The organism is Streptomyces sp. NPDC001880, from assembly GCF_053594575.1.
In genome coordinates this window covers 1-23,608 of record NZ_JBSFET010000090.1, presented here as the reverse complement: position 1 = coordinate 23,608, position 23,608 = coordinate 1, and the positions used below count along the sequence as shown (strand labels likewise).

Here is a 23,608-nt window from a genome sequence, read left to right as displayed (position 1 = left end):
GCTGATCGCGTTGACCAGGTCGAGCTTGCGGACGGTGCCGTCGACGAGGGTGGCCTTGCCGGCCTCCATCGGGCCGCCGGAGACGAAGACCGTCGCTGGAGCCCCTGCGCAAGCGCGAGGAGACGGTCCTCCGGCCCCGGCTCGGTCACCCGGTGTCTTCGTGCCCCCGCCTGAGCGCGGCCACGACCGCGCCCGGATCATCCGCATGGAACCGGACCGCCCGCGCCTGCCCCCGCTTCCCCAGCGGCCGCACGAACTCCACCGGAGCGGCCAACTCCACACTCACGGTGGTCTGCCCGCCGACGACGAGATCGAGCACCCCGTCCGCCCCCGCCCGCACCGGACCGCCCTCGGGGAACCGCCGCTCGACCCGCGCCCCGGCAACGGCATCGGCGGGGATCCGCAGATCGAACAGCCCGCCGTAGCGGAGCCGCAGCGCCCCGTCGGCGTCCACCACGTGCGGCCGGGTCACGCACGAGGCATGCAGCGCCAGGACGAACACCACCCCGTACACGTCCAGCACCAGCAGAATCCCGTGCACGAGGGGCCAAGGGATCAGAAGCGCCAGCATCACCGTCTCGACCACGGAGACGAAGAGCAGGCCGTACATCATCGCGGTCTGCGGGCCCGTGTACGCGACGGCGACCGCACCCCCGGGAACACCGTGCCGCCGTCCCCGCAGCCACAGCCCGAGACTGTGCAGGGCGCGCACCTCGTGTGCGGCGAGCCGGCGCGCCGGCTCCGGTACGACCGTACGCAGCGCCGCCGCCAGCGCCTCCCGCCACCCGAGCCCGGCACGGCGTCCCGCACGCAGGAGCCGCCCCAGGACCACGGCCTCGAACCCGAGCATCGCCACCACCAGCACCCTGGCCCCGAGCAGCACCACCGCCGGCACCCGGACCCCGGCCGACAGACAGCCCACCAGAACCGACTCGGCCACCAACGCGCCCCCCACGGCCCATCGCGCGACCCGGACACTCATCCCGTACCCCCTTCGTCGCCGGCCCCCGCCACGCGCTCGGCCAGACCGGCCATCACCAGGCGCACCACCTCGGCCTGGGCGGGCGCCCAGTCGTCGAGCAGCGCCTCCCCGAACCCCGGAACGACCGGCCCGCCCGACGGGATGGCCGCCAGCACCTCGTCCGGCACAGCGGCCACGAGGTCGGCCGCGAGCGGCGTGATGCGCGGGTCGTCCACCGGCGCCCCGGCCAGCGCGTCCAGCCGCTCGTACAGGACGGGTACGGCCGGGTCATCGGCCAGCCCCATCAGCGCGGCCCGGACCTCACCGCCCATGCCCGCCGCATCCAGCAGCGTCAGGTGCTCACGGTCCCTGTCGGCCGAGGGCGAACCGGTGGCCGGCCCCGTGCCCAGCAGCTCGGCGAGCGCGGGCGGCACGGGTTCCTCGTCGGAGACCGGCGCTTCCAGCAACGCGGCCAGCCGACGCCGCCGCTCCCTGATCCCGGCCTCCTGCCGGGCCAGATCCGCATCCAACTCGGCCAGCACCTGCATGAGTTCACGCCCCGCCGTGTCCCCGAGAACGTCCCGCACCTCGTCCAGCCCGAGCCCCAGCTCGGTGAGCCGCCGGATCCGGGCCAGCACCACGGCGTCCCGCACGCCGTACGAGCGGTAGCCATTGGCCCGGCGCTCGGGCTCGGGAAGCAGACCGATGTGGTGGTAGTGCCGGATGGCCCGCGAGGTGACCCCGACGAGCGCGGCGATCTCTCCGATACGCATGGAGCCAGTAGAAACCTTGACGCTGCGGCAAGGTCAAGCACTCACCGCACCCCTCGGTATCCGTGAACTCCGCCCCCGCCTGTGCCACGATCGAGGGGCGTAATCCCATCTCATGGACGGCGGGTCCACCGATGCCCCAATCCGGCGAGCGACCGAGGAAGGGGCGTGACATGACTGCCATGCCGCACGAACCGCTCACGCAGGCGGACGTCCTGCTGGAGGGCTTCCTGGCGCTGGACACGCCGGAGGGCTTCCGGGCCGAGCTGATCGAGGGGGAGATCGTCGTGACGCCGCCGCCGGACGGGGACCACGAGGACTACATCAGTCTGATCATGAAGCAGGTGATCAGACTGGCCCGGACCGATATGGACTTTTCCGGGAACAAGGGACTGAAGCTGACGAGCGGCGGACGCTGTCCCAAGAACCACGTCATTCCCGACGGCACCTTCGCCCCCACCGAACTGCGCTCGTACCGGGGAGCGGACCCCTGGATGCCGTGCGAGGGGGTGGCCCTCGTCATCGAGGTCACCTCGACCAAGCCCCAGGCGGACCGTACGGACAAGCGCCACTGCTACGCCCGCGGACCGATCCCGCTCCACCTCCTGGTGGACCGCGAACAGTCCTCGGTGACGCTGTTCAGCGACCCGGAGGGCGACGACTACCGTCAGCACTGCACGGTCCCGTTCGGCAAGCGGCTCACCATGCCGGCGCCGTTCGCCTTCGACCTGGAGACCGGGAAACTCATCTGAGCCCTCTCCCGATCAGCGGCCCTCGGCGGACGGGTAGCATGGTCGGCACGGCAGACGAGCCGGGCGGACGGCCGCGTGGGGATCCTCGGATCTCCCCGAGGAACGTCCGGGCTCCACAGGGCAGGGTGATGGCTAACGGCCACCCGGGGTGACCCGCGGGACAGTGCCACAGAAAACAGACCGCCGGGGACCTCGGTCCTCGGTAAGGGTGAAACGGTGGTGTAAGAGACCACCAGCGCCTGAGGTGACTCAGGCGGCTAGGTAAACCCCACCCGGAGCAAGGTCAAGAGGGGCCGCCGCAAGACGGCCCTGCGCGAATGATCGAGGGCTGCCCGCCCGAGTTCGCGGGTAGACCGCACGAGACCGGCAGCAATGCCGGTCCTAGATGGATGGCCGTCTCCCCGGCCGCCGCGAGGCGACCGGGTGACAGAACCCGGCGTACAGCCCGACTCGTCTGCCCCCTTCACCGGGGGCTTTCTCACCTGAGCGAACACGGTGATTGCTGACCGCACTGTAGGTGAAGATCGATGACGAAGTCGTGGGTACCCGATGGCTGGGTCGGCCGCCGCGGCTCACGTCCTGTGGCCCGAGGGCGCGAGTCGCCAGATCGCCATAGGCGAGCCGCCTCCACACCGATCTCGGTCTGCTCATGGCCGTACTCAGGGCAGCTGAATTGCGCCCGTCAGCAGGCTCTCACCGGGTTCGGCCCGGGCCGAGTTCGTCGATCAGCGGACGGGCCTGCCCGCTTCGCGGGCGACGGCGATCACCCGGTGGAACAGGGAGGAGATTCAGGTGTTGGTTTCCTGGTGGTCGGGTTGCTTCGGGGCCTCCAGGTATTCAGGGCATTCGGGGTTATGACAGGGGCCGGGCTGCCACACGGGCACGAAGATTCCGAGACTCTTGTGCCGTCTCTTCACAGCCGCGGTCACGGGCTGCTTGCAGACCGGGCAGACAAGCGCCCCCTGGGGACCGGTCTCATGCTCGGTTTTAATCACCTTTTAACAGTAAACGTGATGGCCGCAGAAGGAGAACAGGAGACGGGCACGCGCACGCATCCTCCGGCTTTCGACGGCATCCCGCCGGTACGCGAGCACACCCGCGTACCGGCAACTCGGCAGGCCCGACCGGCCCGCGGTCACCGGGCGCGGTCCGCGATCACCGCACCCGGACGCGCACCGTGTGCGTGGCGCCCCGGCTGCTGCTCAGGTCGCCGCAGGTCACGGTCACCGACGAGCCGGTCCGGTTCGGGGTCGAGATGGACCAGGTCCGGCCAGAGGAAGCCGCGCGCGGGGGGCCGTCGTGGAGAGGTAACCGGTTGCCCGGGTGCCGAGGGCGGCGAGCTTGGACTTGAAGGGCTCGGGGCGGTCCGCGGTGAGGCACTATTTCGTTCAGTCGACCCGCGGGAAGGTTCTGCATGTCCGATCGAACCGATGGAAGCCCCGGCGCCCTGCTGGCGGTGAGTGACCTTCATGTGGGGATGTCGGACAACCGTCCCCTCATCGAGTCCCTGCGGCCCGGATCGGACGAGGACTGGCTGATCGTCGCCGGTGATGTCGCGGAGCGGATGGCGGACGTGGAGTGGGCGCTGCGGCTGCTCGCGGGCCGCTTCAGCCGGGTGGTCTGGGCCCCGGGGAACCACGAGTTGTGGACGCCCGAGCGCGATCCGGTCCGGCTGCGGGGCCAGGAGCGGTACGAGCACCTGGTCGAGTTGTGCCGGAGCCTGGGGGTGAGCACTCCGGAGGACCCGTATCCCGTGTGGGCCGGACCGGGCGGGCCGGTGGCCGTGGCGCCCGTGTTCGTGCTGTACGACTACAGCTTCCGGGCGCCGGGCACGACGACCAAGGAGGAATCCCTGGCGTACGCGCGCCGGACGGGCGTGTTGTGCACCGACGAGTTCCTGCTGCACCCCGACCCGTACCCGAGCCGCGACGCCTGGTGCCGGGCGCGGGTGGCGGAGACCGAACGGCGCCTGGCGGCACACGATCCGCAGATCCCGCTGGTCGTCGCCGGCCACTGGCCGCTGGTGCGCGAACCGATGGACATCCTGTGGTACCCCGAGTTCGCACAGTGGTGCGGTACGCGGCTCACCGCCGACTGGCACCGGCGCTTCAACGTGGCGGCCGTGGTCTACGGACATCTGCACATTCCCCGTACGACCTGGTACGACGGAGTGCGCTTCGAGGAGGTCTCCATCGGTTACCCGAGGGAGTGGCGCAAGCGCGGCCACCCCAGGGGCCTGCTGCGGCAGATCCTTCCCTATGACGGCGAGGGCGACGAGGGGGGCGACGGTGCAGCCCGGGAGGGGCCCGTCAGCGGTGGCCCAGCACGTTGACGACGCGTCCGTTCGGGTCGCGGACGAAGAAGCGGCGTACGCCCCACTCCTCGTCGCGCAACGGGTACACGATCTCCGCGCCGCTCTCCCGCATGGCCGTGTGGGCCGCGTCCACGTCCTCGACCTCGATGCTCAGGTCCGGTGCGACCGGGGCGGTCGCGTCGGCCCCCATGACGCTGAGCTGGACCGAGGGGTGGGAGGCGGAGGCGAGCGTCCTGATCCAGCCGTGGTTCATGACCTCCTCCAGGCCCAGCAGGCCGTAGAACTCCGCGCTCCGCTCCATCCCTTCGGCGGCGGGGCCACCCGCGGTCCGGATGTTGGGGACGATTCTGCGGACGGACATCGGCAACTCCTGTCGTGGGACTGACTCCGTGCCACCCCTCGTCGCCGGACCCGGCGCGGGTCAGATGACCGGCGGCCGTCCCAGTTTGGTCATCCGCCACACCGTGCGCCAGCGCATCGGCTGCCTTCGCCCGCACGGGGTACGGACGCCCTCGGCGAAGCCGCCGGCCCAGGCGCGCAGACCCGTCGCCGAGCGGGTGCGGGCCACGGTGAGCAGGGTCCAGGTGCCCAGGTAGGCCGGGACCAGGGGGAGGGGCAGGTTCCGGCGGGCCAGCCAGACCCGGTTGCGGGCCGTCATCCGGTAGTAGACGGAGTGCCTGGCCGGGGAGGTCTTGGGGTGCTGGAGCAGCAGATCCGGCTCGTACAGGATCTTCCAGCCGGCGTCGAGCGCCCGCCAGGACAGGTCCGTCTCCTCGTGCGTGAAGAAGAACTCCGCGGGCCAGGGGCCCGTCTGGGCGAGCATCTTCATGGAGAAGGCGTGGCCGCCGCCCAGGAACGCGGTGACCGGCCCGCGCCGCATCGGGTCGCCGGCGCGCAGCCGCGGTACGTGACGGCGCTGGGTCTCGCCGTGCTCGTCGGCGATCCGGAAGCCGATGATGCCGAGCTGCGGGTCGGCGGCGAACAGCTCCCGGACCTTGCGGAACACCCCGTCGTCGACCAGGAGTCCGTCGTCGTCGAGCTCGATGACGACATCCACGTCGCCGAACTCCGCCAGCTTGGCGAGGGCGACGTTGCGGCCCCCGGGGCAGCCCAGGTTCTCCGGCAGCTCGATCGTCGTCACACCGCCGGGCAGATCGGACAGGCCGGGAAACGCGGAGAAGTCCGGGAGGGGCGATCCGTTGCCCACGACGACGAGGCGGGCCGGGCGGACGTCCTGCCCGGCCACCGAGGCCAGCAGGGCCTCGACCTCCTGCGGGCGATCGCCCATGGTGACGATGGAAACGGCGATGCGCGGTTCGGACACGGTCGGCACTCCTGGTCTCGCTGCGGTGCCCGTGATCGTAGCCCCAAGCGATGGTCGCCCGTTGTTCAGCCACCCGTTGCCGCCCCGCCATGCCCCGTGGTCCTCGTCCGGGGCGCGGTGCCGGGGGCCTGCGGGGGCGGGGCGAGCGGCTCGCGCGGGCGTGCCGCCAGGCGCCGTACATGCCGGTCGAAGACGGCCGCCGCGTCGGGGGTGAGGGTGCGCAGCGCGACCATCGCCGTCACGATGACGTCGCAGAGCTCGACCTCCACGTCCTGCCAGGAATGGGTGGCGCCCTTGCGCGGGTTCTGGCCGGTCGCCCCGATGACGGCCTGGGCGACCTCGCCCACCTCCTCCGACAGCTTCAGCATCCGCAGCAGCAGATCCTGCTCGGGCGGGATGCCGGTCTCCGCGTCGAGCCAGCCGTGCAGCTCGTCGATCGTCCTCCAGGTGCCGTGGTCCCGGTCCTCATGGCCGTGGGTGCTCTGCTGGTCCATGGTGCTCACCCTGCCAGGGCCTGTCAGCCCCGATGCGGATTCCGGTCCCGCTCACCCCCACCCGGGCGTCGCCCGCCCGCAGTTCGAGCGCCCGCGCCGGGGCGCTCGCCGGAATGTCCGGCGGGCCGCGCACCGTCAGCCGCGCCCCACGTACGGCATCGCCGTCGCAAGGACCGTCGCGAACTGCATGTTCGCCTCCAGCGGCAGCTCCGCCATGTGGAGCACCGTCCGGGCCACGTCCGCCGTCGCCATCACCGGCTCGACCGCGAGTTCGCCGTTGGCCTGGAGGATGCCGGTCCGCATCTGCTCGGTCATGCCCGTGGCCGCGTTGCCGATGTCGATCTGCCCGCAGGCGATCCGGTACGGGCGTCCGTCCAGCGAGAGGGACTTCGTCAGCCCCGTCATCGCGTGCTTGGCCGTGGTGTATGCGACCGAGTGGGGGCGCGGTGCGTGGGCGGAGATCGAGCCGTTGTTGATGATCCGGCCGCCCTGCGGGTCCTGGTCCTTCATCAGCCGGTACGCCGCCTGCGCGCACAGAAACGCGCCCGTCACGTTCACGTCCACCACCGAGCGCCAGTCCGCCACCGAGAGGTCCTCCACCGGGACCGAACGCGGGCCGGACGTACCGGCGTTGTTGAAGAGCAGATCGAGGCGGCCGAAGCACTCCCGTACCGAGGAGAACAGCGCGGTCACGTCGTCGGGGCGGGACACATCGGCGGGGACGGTGATCACCCGGGCGTGCTCCCCGGCCAGCGCGGCGGTCTCGGCGAGGGGTTCCGGCCGCCGGCCCGCGAGCGCCACCGACCAGCCGGCGCCGGTCAGGGCGAGCGCCACCGCGCGGCCGATTCCGGAGCCCGCGCCCGTCACGACCGCCGTCCGCGCAGCAGAATTCAACGGTTTGTTGCTCATGGGGCCGCAGCGTACGCCCTTCCCTCCCGGGGGGCGCGTGAGGCGACACGGGGTCAAGACGGCGTGTGAGGCGGCGCGTTCGAGCTCCGGTCGGCCGTCGAAGATGATCGATGCCCCGTTGTGGATGCGTGCTTTGTCCCCGCGGATCCATTGCTGCCGCATTCCTCACCCGCGCGACGTCCCAGCGACGCGAACACGACAGCCGCTCGATGTGCTGAGCCGGTGAACTGCCCGCGTACATCACCAGCCAGGGGAGGGCCAGATGACAGTCTCATCGCACCAGCAGGAGATGCGCGACGCCGCCAAGTAGGTCGGGCGCCGCCGTTTCCTCACCGTCACCGGCGCCGCCGCCGCGCTCGCCTTCTCGGTCAACCTGCCCGCCGCGGGTACCGCGAGCGCCGCCGAGCTGGACGTCAGGAAGATCGGCGACGACCCGTTCACCCTCGGCGTCGCCTCGGGCGACCCGCTTCCCGACTCGGTCCTGCTGTGGACGAGACTCGCACCGCGCCCCTACGAGCCCGGCAGCGGACTGCCCCGGGCCCGGGTGCAGGTGCGCTGGGAACTCGCCCGCGACGAGCGCTTCTCCCGTGTCGTACGGCGTGGATCGGCCACCGCCCACCCCGAGTTCGACCACAGCGTCCACGTCGAGGTCAAGGGCCTCGAAGCCGACCGGGTCCTCTACTACCGCTTCCGCACCGGAACGTGGACCAGCCCCGTCGGCCGGACCCGCACCGCGCCCGCCCGCGGTGCCCGCAACAGCTCGCTGAGCCTGGCCGCCGTCTCCTGCCAGGCCTACCGCGACGGCTACTTCACCGCGTACAAGCACCTCGCCCAGGAGGACGTCGACGTGGTCTTCCACCTCGGTGACTACCTCTACGAGTACGCCGTCGACGCGACCGGCGGAGCCCGCAAGTACACCGACCGCACGCTCCCGGCCCACTTCGACAAGGAGACGGTCACGCTGGAGGACTACCGGCTGCGGTACGGCCTCTTCAAGTCCGACCCAGATCTGCGCGCCGCCCACGCCGCGCATCCCTTCGTCGTCACCTGGGACGACCACGAGACCGAGAACAACTATGCGGGCGACATCCCCGAGAACGGCGTACCACCGGAGGAATTCCTGCTGCGCCGTGCCGCGGCCTACCGCGCGTACTGGGAGAACCAGCCGCTGCGCATGCCGCAGCGGCCGGCCGGCCCGGACATGAAGCTCTACCGGCGCCTGCACTTCGGCAGCCTCGCCCAGTTCGACATCCTCGACACCCGCCAGTACCGCAGCAACCAGGCGTACGGCGACGGCTGGCAGAAGCCCGGACCGGAGTCCGAGGACCCCTCGCGCACCATGACCGGCGCCGCCCAGGAGCGCTGGCTGCTGAACGGCTGGCACGCCTCCCGGGCCACCTGGAACGTCGTACCGCAGCAGGTCGTCTTCGCCCAGCGGCGCGACGTGCCCACCGACGCCTTCAAGCTGTCCATGGATGCGTGGGACGGCTACCCGGCCTCCCGGGACCGGGTCCTGAAGGGGGCCGAGGCCGCCGGAATCGACAACCTGATGGTGCTGACCGGCGATGTGCACGTCGGCTACGGCTTCGACCTGAAGAAGGACTTCGACGACCCCGCCTCCCGCACCGTCGGCACGGAGATCGTCGCCACCTCCATCACCAGCGGCAAGGACGGCTCGGACCGGCCCGGCAGCTGGAACAACCAGATGCAGGCCAACCCGCACATGAAGTTCTTCAACGGCCGGCGCGGATACGCCGTCGTCACGCTGGGCGGGGAGCAGGCGCGCGCCGACTACCGCACGGTGTCCGCCGTCACCACACCCGGCGCGCCCCTCTCGACGGCCGCGTCGTTCGTCACCGAGGCCGGGAACCAGGGCCTCACCCCTGCGTGAGGCCGTCCGCCGGGTAGCGGACGCCGATGCGGTCACGTACCGCGTCGAGCGTCCGCATCACGGCCAGCGAGCCGTCCAGCGGCACCAAGGGCGACTCCGTCTCGCCCGCCCGCAGCGCCCGCATCACCTCGGCCTGCTCGAACTGCAGGCCGCGCAGCCCCTCGTCCGCGGACCCGGCGGTTCCGGAGCCTTCTGCGGTGAACTCCTCGGGCTCGTGTCCGGGCCGGTGCAGCACGAACCGCTCCGGGTAGAAGAAGCCGCGCGGGAACTCGATCCGGCCCTTTGTGCCCGTGACCGCTGCGGTCTGCGGGGTGTCCGCGACGATCGAGCAGTTCAGCAGCGCAGAGGCGCCCGCCTCCGACCAGCCCAGCAGCATCGCGGTGTGCAGGTCGACGCCTTCGGGGGAGAGCACCGCGTCGGCCCGCACCCGGTCCGGCTCACCCAGCAGCAGCTGCGCGAACGACACCGGATAGACCCCGAGGTCCAGCAGCGCGCCGCCCCCCAGCGCCCGGTCGCGCAGCCGGTGTTCGGGGCCGAAGGGGCCCGCGAGCCCGAAGTCGGCCTGCACGGTGCGGATCTCGCCGATGGCACCGTCCCGCACCAGCTCCGTCATGCGCCGGATCACCGGGTTGCAGTACGTCCACATCGCCTCCATCAGGAAGAGGCCCCGGTCCCGGGCGAGCTTCACCAGCTCGCCCGCCTCCCGCGCGTTGAGCGTGAACGCCTTCTCGCACAGCACGTGCTTGCCGGCCTCCAGACAGAGCGCCGCCGCCTCCCGGTGCGCCGAGTGCGGAGTCGCGACGTACACCACATCGACCTCGTCGTCGGCGGCGAGAGCGGCCCAACTGCCGTACGCCCGGGGTATCCCGAACCGCTCGGCGAACGCCCGCGCCGAGGCATCCGTCCGAGATGCGACGGCCACCACTTCCGCGTCCGGCATCGACCGGAGATCCTCGGTGAACGCCGTGGCGATACCGCCGGTCGCCAGCACACCCCACCGCACAGTGCCGCCCATGCCTGTCATGCGTGCTCCCCAAGAGGTCTCGACCAGTCCGGCTGAGCTGAGAGCATAGATGCGGATTCAACGACATGGAGATGAGAATGCCGGAGAGCGGCGCGAGCCGGACCCAGCAGGAGCGCACACACATACCGACCGCCGAAACCGGAGCCACGGAGCCCGGAACCACCGGCACCCCACCCGGAGCACCGGCCGCCCCGGCGGCCCCGGCGGCCCGGCGCACCGGACTTCTCGTCACTCTCGTCCTCGGCGGGCTCACCGCGGTACCGCCGCTCTCCATGGACATGTACCTCCCCGCCCTGCCCGCGGTCACCGAGTCCCTGCACGCGCCCGCCGCCACCGTCCAGCTCACCCTCACCGCATGCCTGACCGGTCTGGCGCTCGGACAGGTCGTGATCGGACCGCTGAGCGACCGGTGGGGGAGGCGCAGGCCGCTGCTCCTCGGCATGATCATCTACGTCGTCGCCACCGCGATGTGTGTCTTCGCGCCCACCACCGGGCTCCTCATCGGCTTCCGCCTGCTCCAGGGCCTGGCCGGCGCGGCGGGCATCGTCATCGCCCGTGCCGTGGTGCGCGACATGTACGACGGCGTGGCGATGGCCAAGTTCTTCTCCACTCTGATGCTCATCTCCGGCGTCGCGCCGATCGTCGCCCCGCTGATCGGCGGCCAGGTGCTGCGGTTCACCGACTGGCGCGGAATCTTCGCCGTCCTCACCGTCGTCGGCCTGGTGCTCACCCTCGTCGTCTGGAAGTGGCTGGGCGAGACCCTGCCCCCGCAGGACCGGCACACCGGCGGCCTCGGCGACGCGCTGCGCACCATGCGCCAACTGCTCGCCGACCGGGTCTTCACCGGCTACATGATCGCGGGCAGCCTCGCCTTCGCTGCCCTTTTCTCGTACGTGAGCGCATCGCCGTTCGTCGTGCAGGAGATCTACGGGGCGTCGCCGCAGACGTTCAGCCTGCTCTTCGGCATCAACTCGGTCGGCATGATCGCCGTCGGCCAGATCAACGGCAAGCTCCTGGTCGGCCGGGTCAGCCTGGACAAGGTGCTCGCCTTCGGGCTCTTCGTCATCACCCTCGCCGCGCTCGCGCTGCTGCTGATGACGACCGGAGTCTTCGGCGAGGTGGGCCTGGCCCCGGTCGCCGCCGGGCTGTTCGTGCTGATGTCGGCGATGGGCATGGCGATGCCGAACACGAACGCGCAGGCGCTGATGCGGACGAAGCACGCCGCCGGCTCCGCCTCCGCGCTGCTCGGCACCTCGTCCTTCCTGATCGGCGCCGTCGTCTCACCCCTCGTCGGGATCGCGGGCGAGGGCACGGCCGTCCCGATGGCCGTCGTCCAGCTGGCCTGCGCGGTGGGCGCGATGGCCTGCTTCCTCGGCCTGTGCCGGCCCTGGCAGCGGACGGCGTGACGCGGGGCGGCGGGACCCGGGGCTCGTGAGGTGGGGCGGTGGGGCCGGACCACGGCCCCGCCGGCCCCCGACGCTACGACGACCTCGGGTAGCCGATCAGGTGCGGGCGGTTCTTCTCGTCCGTCCAGCGGAACAGGCCCACGCCGTCCGCGGTCTCCATGCCCGGAACCCGCACGTTCGAGGGCAGTGCGCCCGTCGAACCGCTCCTGACGGCGACCGCGACCGGGGCGCCGCCGCCGGCCAGGACGTCCGCCGCGTTGCGGGCGCTCGCCGCGCCGTACGCGGTGCCCTCGTCGTTCACGGAGGCCAGGGTCAGCGGCTTGGTGCCGTCCGCGCCCTCGAAGCAGAAGCCCCGCTTCGTGGCCAGGTCGAAGGCGAGCGGACCGGCCACCAGGTAGGAGCCCGAGGGCGCGGAGACGAGCTGCGGGTACTGGCCCGGCTTTATCGCGGGCTTGCTGCACTCCACCGAAGCCAGGGGCTTGCCCGACTCCACGTCGTGCACCGTCCACATGTCGTGCGTGGTGGCGCGCTTGGCGCCCTTGGCGAGCTGCCACTTCGCCAGAACCAGCCCCGGGATCACAGAGGTCGGGATTCCGCTCTGCTTGTCCGTGCCCTTGGGGGCGATGTCGCGGCTGAACCAGCCGCCCTGCACCCAGAACTCCTTGGCCCCGCTGACCAGCAGGCCCTTCTGCGTCAGCCCGCGCACCTCGGTGAGCTGCTTGCAGGTCTTGCAGCCCTTCGGGTACTTGAGCGAGGCAGCCTCGACCTTCGACACCCGGCCGGTCACCGGGTCGACCACCGCGCTGTTCGTCCGGCCGTCGCTGATGAGGATGCCGGGGCCGGTCGTCGAGACCGTGGGCACGGAGCTCCACGGCACCTCGACGCGCCGCCGGGAGCCTTCCTCCACGTCGTAGACGTCCAGGGAGACGATCGTGTCGGCGGGGGTCAGCGCGTTCTCGCCGACCTTCCCGTACGCCCACGTCACGAAGTACTCGTGGTCGTCGACGGTGACCTGGAGGAGCTTCGGGAACTGGTGCGGGGACGGGGGCCGCCAGCTCTCGCCGTGCCAGCCCGCCTGCCCCGTCTTGGCGTCGATGGTCCGCAGCTGGTACTTGGTCTCCGACTCCCGTACCAGATAGGCGAGACGGCCCGTCGTCCGGGAGATCGCGTAGTCGGGCGAGGTCCCGATGAGCTCCCAGCCGTGCTCCGTCGCGTACGCGGAGGGAACGGTGAGCTGAGTCACCTGGGCCGGGCTCTTCCTGGTCTGCTTCTCGGGCTCGTCCTTGGCCTTCTCGCCGCTGCCGCATGTGGCGAGCAGAAGAAGCATGACAAGCACGAACACTCCGCCGACCAGAACCAGGCGCACGATCTTCTGTCTCATGGTTCCCCTCGATGGGCAATCCCGACCTCGCGGCGGTCAGCGTAGCAACTTGCTCAGGTGTCGCGGCAGTTCGGAAGGGTTGCGGTTCGGTGCCGAAACCGGGGCGGAAGCAGGTGGTCCGCCTTTGCCTACAATTTGTCGGTGAACGCCACCCTCCCCACCGCGGAAGATCTGCGCGCGGCCCTGGCCGGACTGCTCGACGGGCTGCCGCCCAAGCAGGCCGCCCAGGCCGTCGAACGGCTCATCGCCAACTACCGCGGGACCACCCCGACCGACGCGCCGGTGCTCCGCGACCGTTCCGACGTCGCCGCGTACGCCGCGTACCGGATGCCCGCCACCTTCGAAGCGGTACGGGCCGCCCTCGCCGCGCTCCAGGAGGCCGCCCCGGACTGGGTGCCCGGCACGCACACCGACATCGGCGGCGGCACCGGAGCGGCGAGCTGGGCCGTGGCAGGGACCTGGGAGGGGCCGCGCACCACCGTGCTGGACTGGGCCGAGCCCGCACTCGCCCTCGGCCGTGAACTGGCGGAGCTCTCCGGCGTCCCCGCCCTGCGCGCCGCCGAGTGGCGCCGGGCCCGGATCGGCGCGGGCCAGGAACTCGCCCCCACCGACCTGATCACCGTCTCCTACGTACTCAAGGAGCTGACGGCGGACGTCCGCGCCGCCCTCGTCGACACCGCCGCGGCCGCGGCGCAGGCGGTCGTGGTCGTCGAACCGGGCACCCCCGACGGCTACGCCCGGATCATCGAGGCCCGCGACCGGCTGATCGCCGCCGGGCTGAAGGTCGCCGCGCCCTGCCCGCACAGCGAGGCCTGCCCGATCGAGCCGGGCACGGACTGGTGCCACTTCTCGGCCAGGGTCAGCCGCTCCTCCCTGCACCGGCAGGTCAAGGGCGGCTCACTGCCCTACGAGGACGAGAAGTTCAGCTATGTCGTGGCGACCCGCTTCGGGACGGAGCCCGTCCGGGCGCGGGTCACCCGCAAGCCGCAGATCCGCAAGGGGCAGGTGCTGCTGGACCTGTGCACCCGCGACGAGGCCCTGCGGCGTGCCACGGTCACCAAGCGGCACGGCGAGCTGTACCGGGCCGCCCGGGACGCCGCATGGGGCGACGAGTGGCCGCCCGGCGAGGACACCTGAGGGCGGCCGGCCCGCTCACCCCCGCAGCTCCTGCGTGCAGCACTTCACGCTGCCGCCGCCCTTGAGCAGCTCGCCCAGATCCATCGGAACCGGCTCGAAGCCCCGCGCCCGCAGCGGGTCGAAGAGCCCCGTCGCGGCCTGCGGCAGCAGTACGTGGAGACCGTCGCTCACCGCGTTCAGACCGAGCGCCGCGGCGTCCGCCTCCTCGGCGATCAGCGCACCCGGGAAGAGCCGGGCCAGCACCGAGCGGCTGCCCGGCGAGAAGGCGCCCGGGTAGTACATGATCTCGTCGCCCGCGTCGTCGAGCACCGACAGTGCCGTGTCCAGGTGGTAGTAGCGCGGGTCGACCAGATCGAGCCCGATCACCGGCCGCCCGAAGAACTCCTGCGCCTCGCCGTGCGACAGCGGACTGGACCGGAAGCCCCGGCCGGCCAGGACGTACGAGGCGGTGACCGCGAAGTCGCCCTCGCCCTCGTTGACATGGTCCGGTTCGTGGATCTCGGTGAAGCCGTTCGCCCGGAACCACTCGCGATGGGCCCCGGCCTCCTCGTACCGCTCCCGGTACGCGAAGCGGGCCCCCAGCACCCGGCCGTCGATGACGGTGGCGCCGTTGGCGGCGAACACCATGTCGGGCAGCTCGGGGCGGGGGGCGATCAGCTCCACGGTGTGCCCGAGGGCGCGGTACCGGTCGCGCAGGTCCTCCCACTGGGTCTGGGCCAGGGGGAGGTCCACGGGCTTGCTGGGGTCCATCCAGGGGTTGATGGAGTACGTCACCTTGAAGTGCGTGGGCGCGCACATCAGGTAGCGGCGGGGAGTGGCCTGACGGCAGGAGGTGCGGCGCGAAGCGCCTCCGTGAGGGGTGGGGGACGGGTGACGAGTGGGCAATGAAGCCTCCTCACGCAAGGCAGGGGTTGCCTGCCGGGACATCGCACGGGTGCGTGCGTGAGCCCATGGTCCGCTCTCCGGAGCCCGCGCGCAGTGATCCGATCGGGTGGTTCCGTGCAGCCGGGAGACGATGCGTATAGCCTCGTCCGCCGCTGGACCGGCCGGCATGGTAGAGAACCGTTCGCCCGACGCCGGCCGCCGCAGCGAACGCTCGCGCCGCGCGAGCCACGACGCGGCGCTCGCCCTGGTCGCGGAGGTGGGCCACCCCAGGACCACCATCGAGGCGATCGCGCGCGGGCCGGTGTCGGCAAGCAGACGGTCTGCCGCTGGTGGCCCTCCGAGGCCGCCGTCCTCCTGGAGGCCTTCGTCGGCTGCGTACCCTCCCGCTCACGCACGAGTACGCGGATGCGGTCGTCGACCACGCCCAGCGCGGACCGGCACCCGGAGACGCACCCGTCATTTCATGACAACCAGTGGCATAGTGCCCAGCTCACGGCATCGTCGCCCGTACCCCGCTTCGGAACTCCGGCCACCCGAGGCGCAGGATGGTGGGAGCATGGGTTGGGGCAACGCTGAGGTAAGGGGATAGATGGGCGCCGATGTCGGCCGTTATCGCGGCTCAGAGAGCAAATTTTCCCAATGGCTTCGCCGCCGACCCAAACCGCAGCAGAGCGAGGTCGACGACACCGCCCGGGAGGCGCTGCTCCTGGCCGTCGCCGAGGCCGGAATGCCGATCGCGCCGGCCGCGCATCCGATCGGGTACCGATGTTCGTGCGAACGCATCGGCTGTCCCACCCCCGCCCGGCACCCCATCTCCTTCGCCTGGCAGACGCAGTCCACGACCGACCGGGCCCAGATCGAGCGATGGGCCCGCAGCCAGCCGCAGGCGAACTTCATCACCGCGACCGGCATGATCCACGACGTGCTCGACGTGCCGTTGCCCGCGGGCACCCGGGCACTGGAACGGCTCCTCGCCGCCGGCATCGACGTCGGCCCGGTCGCCCGGTCCGGCGACGACCGGATGCTCTTCTTCACCGCCACCCGGGGAACGCCCGAGGACGAGGACGAATGGTGGCCGTGCGAGCTCGACTGCCACCCCGAGACCATGGACGAGCACCCGGGGCTGCGATGGCACTGCCGCGGCAGCTATGTGCTCCTGCCGCCGGCCCGGCTCCCCGGTGAACTGGACGTGCGGTGGGTGCGCGGGCCGGAGAACCCGCTGCCCGACCCGCTGACCCTGCTGGCGACGCTCACCGACGCGTGCGCGCAGTACGCGGACGAGGCGGACCGGAGCGGACTCGACCACGACTCGGTGGCCTGGCCGCTGAGCCGCTGAGGCCTTTCGTCCGGATCGGGCCGGGGCCGTTCCCGAACGCGGGGCGGCCCCGTTCCGTCACGATCCCTTCGCCGCCGTCAGACCAGGCAGCCGGTTCAGCACGACCACCTTGCCGCCGTCCTTCGTCGAGCCCTTCTTCGGGACGTACACCAACTGGCTGGAGATCCGCTCCTTGGTGAGGGTGGACTGAACCTCACCGGTCAGCAGCGCCTCCACGTCCTGGTCGACCGGCGGGCGCAGCCCCTTCGCCGCGGTCTGCCGCTCGAAGTGCTTGCTGCTGAAGAAGACCAGCGCCCCGCCGTCATCCGTCTCCAGGCCGAGCGGGCCGAACGCACCGCTGTCCAGCGGCTGGTCGATGTACTGGTACGAGAACCCCGCCCGCCGGGTCGTCCGGCGTGCCTCCCGCCAGCCCGAGGTGGCGGTGCCGGGGGCGAAGACGTCCGGGGTGCCCTTCTGCAGGTACTGCGTGTACTGGGTGCTCAAGTCCTCGGGAGCCACGGCCAGTTCCGTGCTGTCGGCGGCCACCGGTCTGGCCCGGCCGTCGCCGTCCTTCGCGAGGGCGGGCATCCCGGAGGGCGCGACGACCGACAGATAGGAGGCCTTCCACCCGGCGCCGGGCCCGGACTTGACGAAGACGACCAGCCAGCGGGTGTCCAGTTTCCCGCCGTCCTGGTCGCGGTTGGAGTCGGTGTCCGCGAGGAACCACCGCGGCCAGCCGGCCTTCTTCGGGATGAGATACCTGGCGTCGGTCAGCTCCAGCGGCGCATGGTCCGGGTTGCCGTCCGGATGGATCTTCTGCCGCGCCTTCAGCCCGGCCTGGTTGATCGCACCGAGTGAACCGGTGACCCGGTCCGCGTCCAGGGCCGGGTCGTAGGCCTTGTCCGCCGCGTTGTACGCGGTGGTGAAGTCCGCCAGGGCCTTCGCGGCCTCGGACCTGGTCGCCCCCGGCACCACTTCCAGCTCGCCGTGCACCGTCACGCAGCCGCTCGCCGTCATGGACAGCACCGTCGCCGTCGCGAGCCCTGTCATCAGCCGAACCGGCCTCAGGCTTCTCATCCGCTGCTTCCGCGCCTTCCGATCCGTCGCCCCCACTGGGAGGGCGGGGCAGCGGACTTCGCGGCGTCACGGGGCCGGCGTGCGCACCGTGCGGCGTTGTCGTCGATCACCGACGCTCCGCCTTGCGATGCACGCACCCCGGCCCCGCTCCTCAACCCGCTTCGCCCACTGCCCGGCCCTCTGATCGTCCGAACCCTACCGGGGCGAGGAACAGCGCGAGGGTGGGGATCAGATACAGCGCCCACACCGTGACCTGGAGAACGGTCGGGTCGGGCTGGAAGTTGAACGTGCCCTTCAGCAGCGTGCCGTACCAGCTGTCCGGCGGAATCGTGGAGCTGATGTCGAACGCCAGGTTGTGAAGACCGCCGATGAACTCCGCTTCCTGGAGGTCGTGGACGCCGTACGCGAGCACGCCCGCGGCGACGACCACCAGCATGCCGCCGGTCCAGGTGAAGAACTTCGACAGATTGATCTTCAGCGCGCCCCGGTAGAACAGCCAGCCCAGCACGACGGCGGTGGCGATGCCGAGGAGCGCACCGATCAGCGGGTGCCAGCCGTCGTCCGCCGCGTGCACCGCACGCCACACGAACAGCGAGGTCTCCAGGCCCTCCCGGCCCACCGCGAGGAGCGACGTGGCGACCAGTGCGCCGGTGCCCATCGAGAGTGCCGCGTCGAGCTTGCCGTGCAGCTCCGTCTTCAGGTGCCGCGCGGTGCGCCGCATCCAGAAGACCATCCAGGTGACCAGGCCGACGGAGACGATCGACAGCGTTCCGCCCAGCGCCTCCTGGGCCTTGAACGTCATCTCCTGCGAACCGAATTCGAGCCCGGCGCCGAACGCCAGGCTGACGGCGACCGCGATCCCGACACCGGTCCAGATCGCTACCAGCTTGTCCCTGTTGCCGGTCTTCACCAGGTAGGCGATGAGGATGCAGACGACCAGGCTGGCCTCAAGCCCCTCGCGCAGGCCGATCAGGAAGTTGCTGAACACGTTTCCGTTCTCCTTTTCTGCTCCGGCCCGTTACGAGAACAGTGCCCGGCCCCACCAGTCGTCCTTGTCGCGGACGCCAGGCGGGACGGCGAAGTGCGCCGAACCCACGTGCTGGATGTACTCGTTGAGCGCGTCGTGCGCCGCCAGGTGCCGCTGGAGCGGAATGAACGCCTTGCGCGAGTCGCGCTGGTAGGCGATGAAGAACAGCCCGGCGTCGAGACGGCCGAGGCCGTCCGTGCCGTCGGTGAAGGAGTAGCCGCGGCGCAGGATCGTCGCGCCGCCGTTGCTGTCCGGGTGGGCGAGGCGCACGTGCGCGGTGGGCAGCATCGCCTTCAGGAACGGCTCGTCGCGCTCCTTGGACTTGCCGACCGGGGCGCCCTCGCCCTTGTCGCGGCCGAAGATGTCCTCCTGCTCCTGGAGCGGGGCGCGGTCCCAGGTCTCGATGTGCATCCGGATGCGGCGGGCCACCAGGTACGAACCCCCGGTCATCCAGCCCGCGTCGTCCTTCTCGCCGACCCACACGTGCTTGTCCAGGGCGGCGGCGTCGGTGCCGGAGATGTTCCGGGTGCCGTCCTTGAAGCCCATCATGTTGCGCGGGGTCTGGGCGTCCGGCGTCGTCGAGGACGTCTTGCCGAAGCCCAGCTGGGACCAGCGGATCGCGGTGCGGCCCATGCCGATCCTGGCGAGGTTGCGGATGGCGTGCACCGCGACCTGCGGATCGTCCGCACACGCCTGGACGCAGAGATCGCCGCCGCTGCGGGCCGCGTCGAGGTTGTCGCCGGGGAACTTCGGCAGGTCGACGAGCGCCTCGGGCTGCTTGTCCTCCAGGCCGAACCGGCCCTTGGCGAAGAGTGAGGGCCCGAAGCCGATGGTGAGCGTGAGCCGGGACGGCTTCAGCCCCAGCGCCTCACCCGTGTCGTCCGGCGGGGCCTCGGCGAGACCGCCGTACGCCCCGTCACCGACCGCGTGACCGGCCGTCATCCGCTCCGCCGCCCGCGTCCACTCCTTGAGCAGCGCGATCAGCTCGCCGCGGTCCTTCGTCGTCACGTCGAACGCGGCGAAGTGCAGCCTGTCCTGCACGGCGGTGGCGATACCGGCCTGGTGCGCACCGTGGAACGGCACGGCCGCACCGCTGTCCGCGGCCGGCACCGGGTCGCTCTGCGTGCGCACCGCGGCGACCGCTCCGCCGCCCGCGACGGCGCCCAGCGCGAGACCCGCGCCGCCCCAGCCGAGCAGTGCCCGGCGGGACGGGGTGGAACCGGCGGTCTTCTCCGGGGCCTCGCCGGCCTGTGTCTGATCGGACATGACCGAAGTCCTCCCGCTCGTTACTTCGTCACCGCGGCGGCGAGCCGGGACAGGGGCTCCGCCAGCGCGTTGACCGCGTCCGACAGCTCCTTGCGGTCCGCCTTGCCGACCTTCTCGTACGAGGTGAACTCGTAGGAGCTCTTGTCCTTGCGGTACTTGTCGAGCAGCGTGTTCAGCTCCGCGAACCGCTTGTCCAGGGTGGCGGTCAGCGCCGCGTCGTTCTTCGAGGCGATCGGCTTCAGCAACTCGTAGGACTTCTCGGCGCCTTCGACATTGCCCTTGAAGTCGACCAGGTCGGTGTGGCTGTAGCGCTCCTCCTCACCGGTGACCTTGCCGGTGGCGACCTCGTCCAGGAGCTCCTTGGCGCCGTTGGCCATCGAGGTCGGGGTGATCTCCGCCGTGCCGACCCGCTGCTGCCAGTCGAGCAGGTCCTTGTAGAGGAGCGGGGCGAGGGCCTTCTCCTCGGCGCCCAGTTTCTTGTCCTGCCACAGCGCCTTCTCCAGGCGGTGCCAGCCGGTCCACTTCTGGCCGTCCTCCAGGCCGTCCTCGCGGATGTCGACCTTCGGGTCGATGTCGCCGAAGGACTCGGCGACCGGCTCGGTGCGCTCCCAGCCGAGCCGGGAGTCGGCGTAGAGCTTCTTGGCGGCCTCGATGTCACCGGCGGCGACGGCGTCCGTGAACTTCTTGGCCTTCGGCAGCGTCTCGTCGGCCTGGGCCTGGACGTAGGTGCGGTACTCCGCGACGGCCTTGTCCATCTCGGGGCTGCGCTTGGCCGCCTTGCCGCCGGTGACCTCCAGCTTCTGCCGGATGCCGTGGCCCTTCATGCCGGGTTTGCAGGCGATCTCGTACGAACCGGCCTTGATCTCGGCCGTGATGGTGGCCTTGGTGCCGGGGCCGATGTTCTCGCGCTCGGCGACGATGCGGTCGTCCGGGAAGAGCACGTAGACCTCGGTGACCTTGGAGCCCTTGTTCTCCACGGCCAGTTCGATGTGACCGGCCGGGAGCTTCTTCTTCGACACCTCGCAGGAGTCGTCCTTCGCGACGACCTGCAGGGCACCGTCGCCCTTGCCGTCGCTCTTCTGTGCGCAGCCCGTGACGGCGGTCAGAGCGGCCACCGTGGCGGCAGCGGTGACGACGGAGAGACGAACGGCTCGCATACGGGCTCCACATGAGGACGAAGGAGAAGCGGGTGAAGAATCGGACAAAGGTAGGTGAGGCGAACCTAACCTAACCGAGGCTTACCTGAGCAGTACCCACCCGTGCAGTGATTCAGCTCTCATCCGAGCTGCCCGGGAACGGTGCGATCACGGGCAGCTCATGAGTGCCCCACGGAATGGTCAAGCGATGGTCAAGCCCCTCGTTCCGGCACGACGAGCGGCTCCGCGGCCACCGGTGGCGGCAGCGTGGGCGGCGGTTCCGCAGGCGGATCCCTCGGCGGTTCGGCCGGTGGCGCGGGCTTTCTAGCCGCCACCGGCTCCGGCCTCCCGGCCCGCGGCCTGTTCGCCGCCTCGGGCGTGGTCGTGGCGGCCGGCGCCGGAGGCGGCGTGGTGGCCCGCCGCCGCACCGCCTGACCCGTCCGCGTCCCACGACGGCACTGCCCGGACCGGCCCAACGGTCGCTGTACGGACGGTGCTTGAATGCCCATGTGAGCGACAGCGACTTCGTGGTACCCGTCGGCATGGACGTACTGCGCGTGTTCTGCGGCCCCGACGGCCGACACGGCAACGCCCTCGGCGTGGTGCGCGACGGTCGTACGTACCCGGACCGGGCCTCCCGGCAGGAGCTGACCCGCCGGCTGGGCTTCAGCGAGACGGTGTTCGTCGACGACCCCGAGCGCGGGCACGTCGACATCTACACCCCGGGACTGCGCCTCCCGTTCGCCGGGCATCCGCTCGTCGGTACGGCCTGGTTGCTCGACCTGGAGATCCTGGAGCTTCCGGTCGGGGATGTCTTCGCCCGCCAGGACGGCGAGTTCAGCTGGATCACCGCCCGCCCCGAGTGGGCGCCGCCGCGCACGCTGGAGCAGTACGGCTCGGCCGCCGAGATCGAGGCGCTCACCGGGCCGCCGCCGGGGGAGGGATGGCTGTACGCATGGGCCTGGGAGGACGAGGCGGCCGGCCGGGTCAGGGCACGGGCGTTCCCCCGGCGGGACGACGACATCGTGGAGGACGAGGCGACGGGCGCGGCGGCGCTGCTGCTCAGCGCGGAGCTGGGGCGCGCCCTCAACATCACACAGGGACGCGGCTCCCAGATCCTCACCGCTCCCGCACCCGACGGCACGGTGGAGATCGGGGGCCGCGTGGCACTCGCCGCCGTCAGGGCCCGGTACTGAACCGGGCCGAGGACACTACGCGCTGAGCGGGAACACCTCGCCCAGCTCCCGGAACACCGCTGTGTTCAGCGCGAACGCGCGCTTGCACTCGGCGACGATCCGCTGCTTCTCCAGGTCGTCCACGTCCACCGCGTCCAGCAGCTCGCGGTAGTCCCGCTTGAACGAGGCGGGGTTGGATATCTCCTCGAAGACGTAGAACCGGACCCCGTCGCCCTTGCGTGCGAAGCCCCAGGTCTTCTCCGCCCGGTCGCGGATGATCTGGCCGCCGGAGAGGTCGCCGAGGTAGCGGGTGTAGTGGTGCGCGACATATCCGGCCGGCCAGCTGCAGGTGCACTCGGCGACCCGGGTGGCGTACGCGGCCGTGGCGGGCAGCGGCTCCAGGCCCTCGCGCCAGTGGGCACCCCGCAGATGGGCCAGATCGCGCTCCAGCTCGGCGGTGCGCATCAGCTCTGGCCGGATGAAGGGACCGGCGACCGGATCGCCTTGCAGTGCCTGCGCGCCCTCCTCCAGTGCCCGGTACACGAACCACAGCTGCTCGGTGTAGCGCGTGTACGCGTCCACTCCGAGCCGCCCGCCCAGCAGGTCGCTCATGAAGGTCGAGGTCTCCGCCTCGGTGTGCTGCTCGTGCGACGCGGTGCGGATGAGTGTGGAGAAGGGCGTGGTGGCGGCGGTGGTGTCCAAGGCGGGCCTCCGGGGGGCCGAGGGGGGCGGAAAAGTCCTGGAAGAGACAGGGATGCCGGCAGCGACCGCGTATCGCAGCGATTGATGTCGACAGCACCGATCTTCGTACTTAGGGTTGCCTGAGCAAACAACTTCCCGACACTTTGTCGGTAAAAACGATACGCCTGGTTCCTCCTCCGCGTCGAGTGCGGGAAAACGTCCGGGTACGCGGAAACGGCCGCCCGGGGGCGGCCGCTTCCGGAGTGGAACTGTCCGGGTGAGGGCTACGGGAGCGTCAGGATCTCCGCGCCCGTCTCCGTCACCACCAGCGTGTGCTCGAACTGCGCGGTGCGCCTGCGGTCCTTCGTCACCACGGTCCAGCCGTCGTCCCACATGTCGTAGTCATGGCTGCCCAGCGTCAGCATCGGCTCGATGGTGAACGTCATCCCGGGCCGCATCACGGTGGTCGCGTGCGGGCTGTCGTAGTGCGGGATGATCAGGCCGGAGTGGAACGAGGAATTGATCCCGTGCCCGGTGAAGTCCCGCACCACGCCGTAGCCGAAGCGCTTGGCGTACGACTCGATGACCCGCCCGATCACATTGATCTGCCGCCCCGGCCGGACCGCCTTGATGGCCCGGTTCAGCGACTCCTCGGTGCGCTCCACGAGCAGCCTGGACTCCTC

22 protein-coding genes, 1 other RNA gene and 2 pseudogenes are annotated in these 23,608 nt (G+C 71.0%); 10 read left to right on the top strand and 15 right to left on the bottom strand.

Annotated elements, in window-relative coordinates; translation table 11 throughout:
• Positions 1–145: 145 nt before the first annotated feature.
• Positions 146–982 carry a hypothetical protein gene (locus tag ACWCQ6_RS30170; protein WP_451094558.1) on the bottom strand — a complete coding sequence of 279 codons (837 nt, stop codon included), beginning with the start codon at positions 980–982 and terminating at the stop codon, positions 146–148.
• On the bottom strand, positions 979–1,734 hold the full coding sequence (locus ACWCQ6_RS30165) for a MerR family transcriptional regulator (RefSeq protein ID WP_451094556.1): 756 nt from the start codon (positions 1,732–1,734) through the stop codon (positions 979–981). Before ACWCQ6_RS30165 ends, ACWCQ6_RS30170 begins: the two co-directional genes overlap by 4 nt.
• A gap of 179 nt (positions 1,735–1,913) precedes the next feature.
• Between ACWCQ6_RS30165 and ACWCQ6_RS30160 the strand changes: the two genes are divergently transcribed.
• From ACWCQ6_RS30160 to ACWCQ6_RS30150, 3 genes are all read left to right on the top strand, one after another.
• Positions 1,914–2,483, top strand: coding sequence for a Uma2 family endonuclease (locus ACWCQ6_RS30160; RefSeq protein ID WP_451094564.1), 570 nt, complete (start codon positions 1,914–1,916; stop codon positions 2,481–2,483).
• Positions 2,484–2,538: 55 nt separating this feature from the next.
• An RNA gene (rnpB, locus tag ACWCQ6_RS30155) (RNase P RNA component class A) lies at positions 2,539–2,940 on the top strand.
• Between the two features lie 957 nt (positions 2,941–3,897).
• Positions 3,898–4,815: a metallophosphoesterase family protein gene (locus ACWCQ6_RS30150; RefSeq protein WP_451094554.1), complete on the top strand. Its 918-nt coding sequence runs from the start codon at positions 3,898–3,900 to the stop codon at positions 4,813–4,815.
• Here the strand turns inward: ACWCQ6_RS30150 and ACWCQ6_RS30145 are convergent.
• The 4 genes from ACWCQ6_RS30145 to ACWCQ6_RS30130 form a co-directional block, all read right to left on the bottom strand.
• Positions 4,793–5,158 (bottom strand): VOC family protein, encoded by a 366-nt coding sequence (locus ACWCQ6_RS30145; RefSeq protein ID WP_451094552.1) that lies wholly within the window; start codon positions 5,156–5,158, stop codon positions 4,793–4,795. The genes ACWCQ6_RS30150 and ACWCQ6_RS30145 overlap by 23 nt on opposite strands.
• Before the next feature lie 60 nt (positions 5,159–5,218).
• A complete protein-coding gene (locus ACWCQ6_RS30140) occupies positions 5,219–6,121 on the bottom strand; it encodes a glycosyltransferase family 2 protein (protein WP_451094550.1) in 903 nt (300 codons plus the stop codon).
• A gap of 65 nt (positions 6,122–6,186) precedes the next feature.
• The gene (locus ACWCQ6_RS30135; protein ID WP_451094548.1) at positions 6,187–6,615 is read right to left on the bottom strand and encodes a MazG-like family protein; all 429 of its coding nucleotides are present in this window, start codon (positions 6,613–6,615) and stop codon (positions 6,187–6,189) included.
• A gap of 135 nt (positions 6,616–6,750) precedes the next feature.
• Positions 6,751–7,524 carry an SDR family oxidoreductase gene (locus ACWCQ6_RS30130; protein WP_451094546.1) on the bottom strand — a complete coding sequence of 258 codons (774 nt, stop codon included), beginning with the start codon at positions 7,522–7,524 and terminating at the stop codon, positions 6,751–6,753.
• Between the two features lie 262 nt (positions 7,525–7,786).
• Here ACWCQ6_RS30130 and ACWCQ6_RS30125 point away from each other — a divergent pair.
• Positions 7,787–9,415: pseudogene (locus ACWCQ6_RS30125) on the top strand (alkaline phosphatase D family protein).
• On the opposite strand, the gene ACWCQ6_RS30120 reads toward ACWCQ6_RS30125, so the two are convergent.
• A complete protein-coding gene (locus ACWCQ6_RS30120) occupies positions 9,402–10,430 on the bottom strand; it encodes a Gfo/Idh/MocA family protein (protein ID WP_451094562.1) in 1,029 nt (342 codons plus the stop codon). The pseudogene ACWCQ6_RS30125 and the gene ACWCQ6_RS30120 overlap by 14 nt on opposite strands.
• Before the next feature lie 86 nt (positions 10,431–10,516).
• Here ACWCQ6_RS30120 and ACWCQ6_RS30115 point away from each other — a divergent pair, with 86 nt between their 5' ends.
• The gene (locus tag ACWCQ6_RS30115) at positions 10,517–11,845 is read left to right on the top strand and encodes a multidrug effflux MFS transporter (RefSeq protein WP_451094544.1); all 1,329 of its coding nucleotides are present in this window, start codon (positions 10,517–10,519) and stop codon (positions 11,843–11,845) included.
• 73 nt (positions 11,846–11,918) lie between these two features.
• On the opposite strand, the gene ACWCQ6_RS30110 is transcribed toward ACWCQ6_RS30115, so the two are convergent.
• The gene (locus tag ACWCQ6_RS30110; RefSeq protein ID WP_451094542.1) at positions 11,919–13,226 is read right to left on the bottom strand and encodes a hypothetical protein; all 1,308 of its coding nucleotides are present in this window, start codon (positions 13,224–13,226) and stop codon (positions 11,919–11,921) included.
• A gap of 141 nt (positions 13,227–13,367) precedes the next feature.
• Here ACWCQ6_RS30110 and ACWCQ6_RS30105 point away from each other — a divergent pair, with 141 nt between their 5' ends.
• Entirely contained in the window at positions 13,368–14,363 is a 996-nt protein-coding gene (locus ACWCQ6_RS30105; protein WP_451094540.1) for a small ribosomal subunit Rsm22 family protein, read from the top strand.
• A gap of 15 nt (positions 14,364–14,378) precedes the next feature.
• Here ACWCQ6_RS30105 and ddaH read toward each other — a convergent pair whose 3' ends face one another.
• Complete coding sequence (gene ddaH, locus ACWCQ6_RS30100) at positions 14,379–15,248, bottom strand: dimethylargininase (protein WP_451094538.1); 870 nt, start codon at positions 15,246–15,248, stop codon at positions 14,379–14,381.
• A 166-nt stretch (positions 15,249–15,414) separates the two neighbouring features.
• Between ddaH and ACWCQ6_RS30095 the strand changes: the two are divergent.
• Together ACWCQ6_RS30095 and ACWCQ6_RS30090 are read left to right on the top strand one after the other, a co-directional pair.
• Positions 15,415–15,617, top strand: a pseudogene (locus tag ACWCQ6_RS30095) (helix-turn-helix domain-containing protein); the annotation flags it as partial.
• Positions 15,618–15,837: 220 nt separating this feature from the next.
• Positions 15,838–16,584 (top strand): bifunctional DNA primase/polymerase, encoded by a 747-nt coding sequence (locus ACWCQ6_RS30090; protein WP_451094536.1) that lies wholly within the window; start codon positions 15,838–15,840, stop codon positions 16,582–16,584.
• Between the two features lie 57 nt (positions 16,585–16,641).
• Here the strand turns inward: ACWCQ6_RS30090 and ACWCQ6_RS30085 are convergent, their stop codons facing one another.
• The 4 genes from ACWCQ6_RS30085 to efeO form a co-directional block, all read right to left on the bottom strand.
• Positions 16,642–17,613 carry a hypothetical protein gene (locus tag ACWCQ6_RS30085; protein WP_451094534.1) on the bottom strand — a complete coding sequence of 324 codons (972 nt, stop codon included), beginning with the start codon at positions 17,611–17,613 and terminating at the stop codon, positions 16,642–16,644.
• Between the two features lie 178 nt (positions 17,614–17,791).
• Positions 17,792–18,628, bottom strand: coding sequence for an iron uptake transporter permease EfeU (gene efeU, locus ACWCQ6_RS30080; protein WP_451094532.1), 837 nt, complete (start codon positions 18,626–18,628; stop codon positions 17,792–17,794).
• A gap of 30 nt (positions 18,629–18,658) precedes the next feature.
• Complete coding sequence (efeB, locus tag ACWCQ6_RS30075) at positions 18,659–19,933, bottom strand: iron uptake transporter deferrochelatase/peroxidase subunit (RefSeq protein WP_451094530.1); 1,275 nt, start codon at positions 19,931–19,933, stop codon at positions 18,659–18,661.
• Between the two features lie 20 nt (positions 19,934–19,953).
• Positions 19,954–21,090, bottom strand: a complete 1,137-nt coding sequence (gene efeO, locus ACWCQ6_RS30070) for an iron uptake system protein EfeO (RefSeq protein ID WP_451094528.1) — start codon at positions 21,088–21,090, stop codon at positions 19,954–19,956.
• A 246-nt stretch (positions 21,091–21,336) separates the two neighbouring features.
• Here efeO and ACWCQ6_RS30065 point away from each other — a divergent pair, with 246 nt between their 5' ends.
• Both ACWCQ6_RS30065 and ACWCQ6_RS30060 read left to right on the top strand, forming a co-directional pair.
• A complete protein-coding gene (locus tag ACWCQ6_RS30065) occupies positions 21,337–21,504 on the top strand; it encodes a hypothetical protein (RefSeq protein WP_451094526.1) in 168 nt (55 codons plus the stop codon).
• A 107-nt stretch (positions 21,505–21,611) separates the two neighbouring features.
• On the top strand, positions 21,612–22,265 hold the full coding sequence (locus ACWCQ6_RS30060) for a PhzF family phenazine biosynthesis protein (RefSeq protein WP_451094560.1): 654 nt from the start codon (positions 21,612–21,614) through the stop codon (positions 22,263–22,265).
• 15 nt (positions 22,266–22,280) lie between these two features.
• Here the strand turns inward: ACWCQ6_RS30060 and ACWCQ6_RS30055 are convergent, their stop codons facing one another.
• Entirely contained in the window at positions 22,281–22,946 is a 666-nt protein-coding gene (locus tag ACWCQ6_RS30055) for a biliverdin-producing heme oxygenase (RefSeq protein ID WP_451094524.1), read from the bottom strand.
• Positions 22,947–23,209: 263 nt separating this feature from the next.
• The coding region (locus ACWCQ6_RS30050; protein ID WP_451094522.1) for a M24 family metallopeptidase at positions 23,210–23,608 on the bottom strand (399 nt) is incomplete at its 5' end.

Excerpts from the sequence above, each read along its gene's own strand:
- ACWCQ6_RS30170 (WP_451094558.1), bottom strand. The coding sequence starts at position 982 with ATGAGTGTCCGGGTCGCGCGATGGGCCGTGGGGGGCGCGTTGGTGGCC.
- ACWCQ6_RS30145 (WP_451094552.1), bottom strand. The coding sequence starts at position 5,158 with ATGTCCGTCCGCAGAATCGTCCCCAACATCCGGACCGCGGGTGGCCCC.
- ACWCQ6_RS30090 (WP_451094536.1), top strand. The coding sequence starts at position 15,838 with ATGGGCGCCGATGTCGGCCGTTATCGCGGCTCAGAGAGCAAATTTTCC.
- efeB (WP_451094530.1), bottom strand. The coding sequence starts at position 19,933 with ATGTCCGATCAGACACAGGCCGGCGAGGCCCCGGAGAAGACCGCCGGT.
- ACWCQ6_RS30130 (WP_451094546.1), bottom strand. The coding sequence starts at position 7,524 with ATGAGCAACAAACCGTTGAATTCTGCTGCGCGGACGGCGGTCGTGACG.
- ACWCQ6_RS30160 (WP_451094564.1), top strand. The coding sequence starts at position 1,914 with ATGCCGCACGAACCGCTCACGCAGGCGGACGTCCTGCTGGAGGGCTTC.
- ACWCQ6_RS30110 (WP_451094542.1), bottom strand. The coding sequence starts at position 13,226 with ATGAGACAGAAGATCGTGCGCCTGGTTCTGGTCGGCGGAGTGTTCGTG.
- ACWCQ6_RS30115 (WP_451094544.1), top strand. The coding sequence starts at position 10,517 with ATGCCGGAGAGCGGCGCGAGCCGGACCCAGCAGGAGCGCACACACATA.
- efeO (WP_451094528.1), bottom strand. The coding sequence starts at position 21,090 with ATGCGAGCCGTTCGTCTCTCCGTCGTCACCGCTGCCGCCACGGTGGCC.
- ACWCQ6_RS30135 (WP_451094548.1), bottom strand. The coding sequence starts at position 6,615 with ATGGACCAGCAGAGCACCCACGGCCATGAGGACCGGGACCACGGCACC.
- ACWCQ6_RS30060 (WP_451094560.1), top strand. The coding sequence starts at position 21,612 with ATGGACGTACTGCGCGTGTTCTGCGGCCCCGACGGCCGACACGGCAAC.
- ACWCQ6_RS30120 (WP_451094562.1), bottom strand. The coding sequence starts at position 10,430 with ATGGGCGGCACTGTGCGGTGGGGTGTGCTGGCGACCGGCGGTATCGCC.
- ACWCQ6_RS30165 (WP_451094556.1), bottom strand. The coding sequence starts at position 1,734 with ATGCGTATCGGAGAGATCGCCGCGCTCGTCGGGGTCACCTCGCGGGCC.
- ACWCQ6_RS30085 (WP_451094534.1), bottom strand. The coding sequence starts at position 17,613 with ATGACAGGGCTCGCGACGGCGACGGTGCTGTCCATGACGGCGAGCGGC.
- ACWCQ6_RS30150 (WP_451094554.1), top strand. The coding sequence starts at position 3,898 with ATGTCCGATCGAACCGATGGAAGCCCCGGCGCCCTGCTGGCGGTGAGT.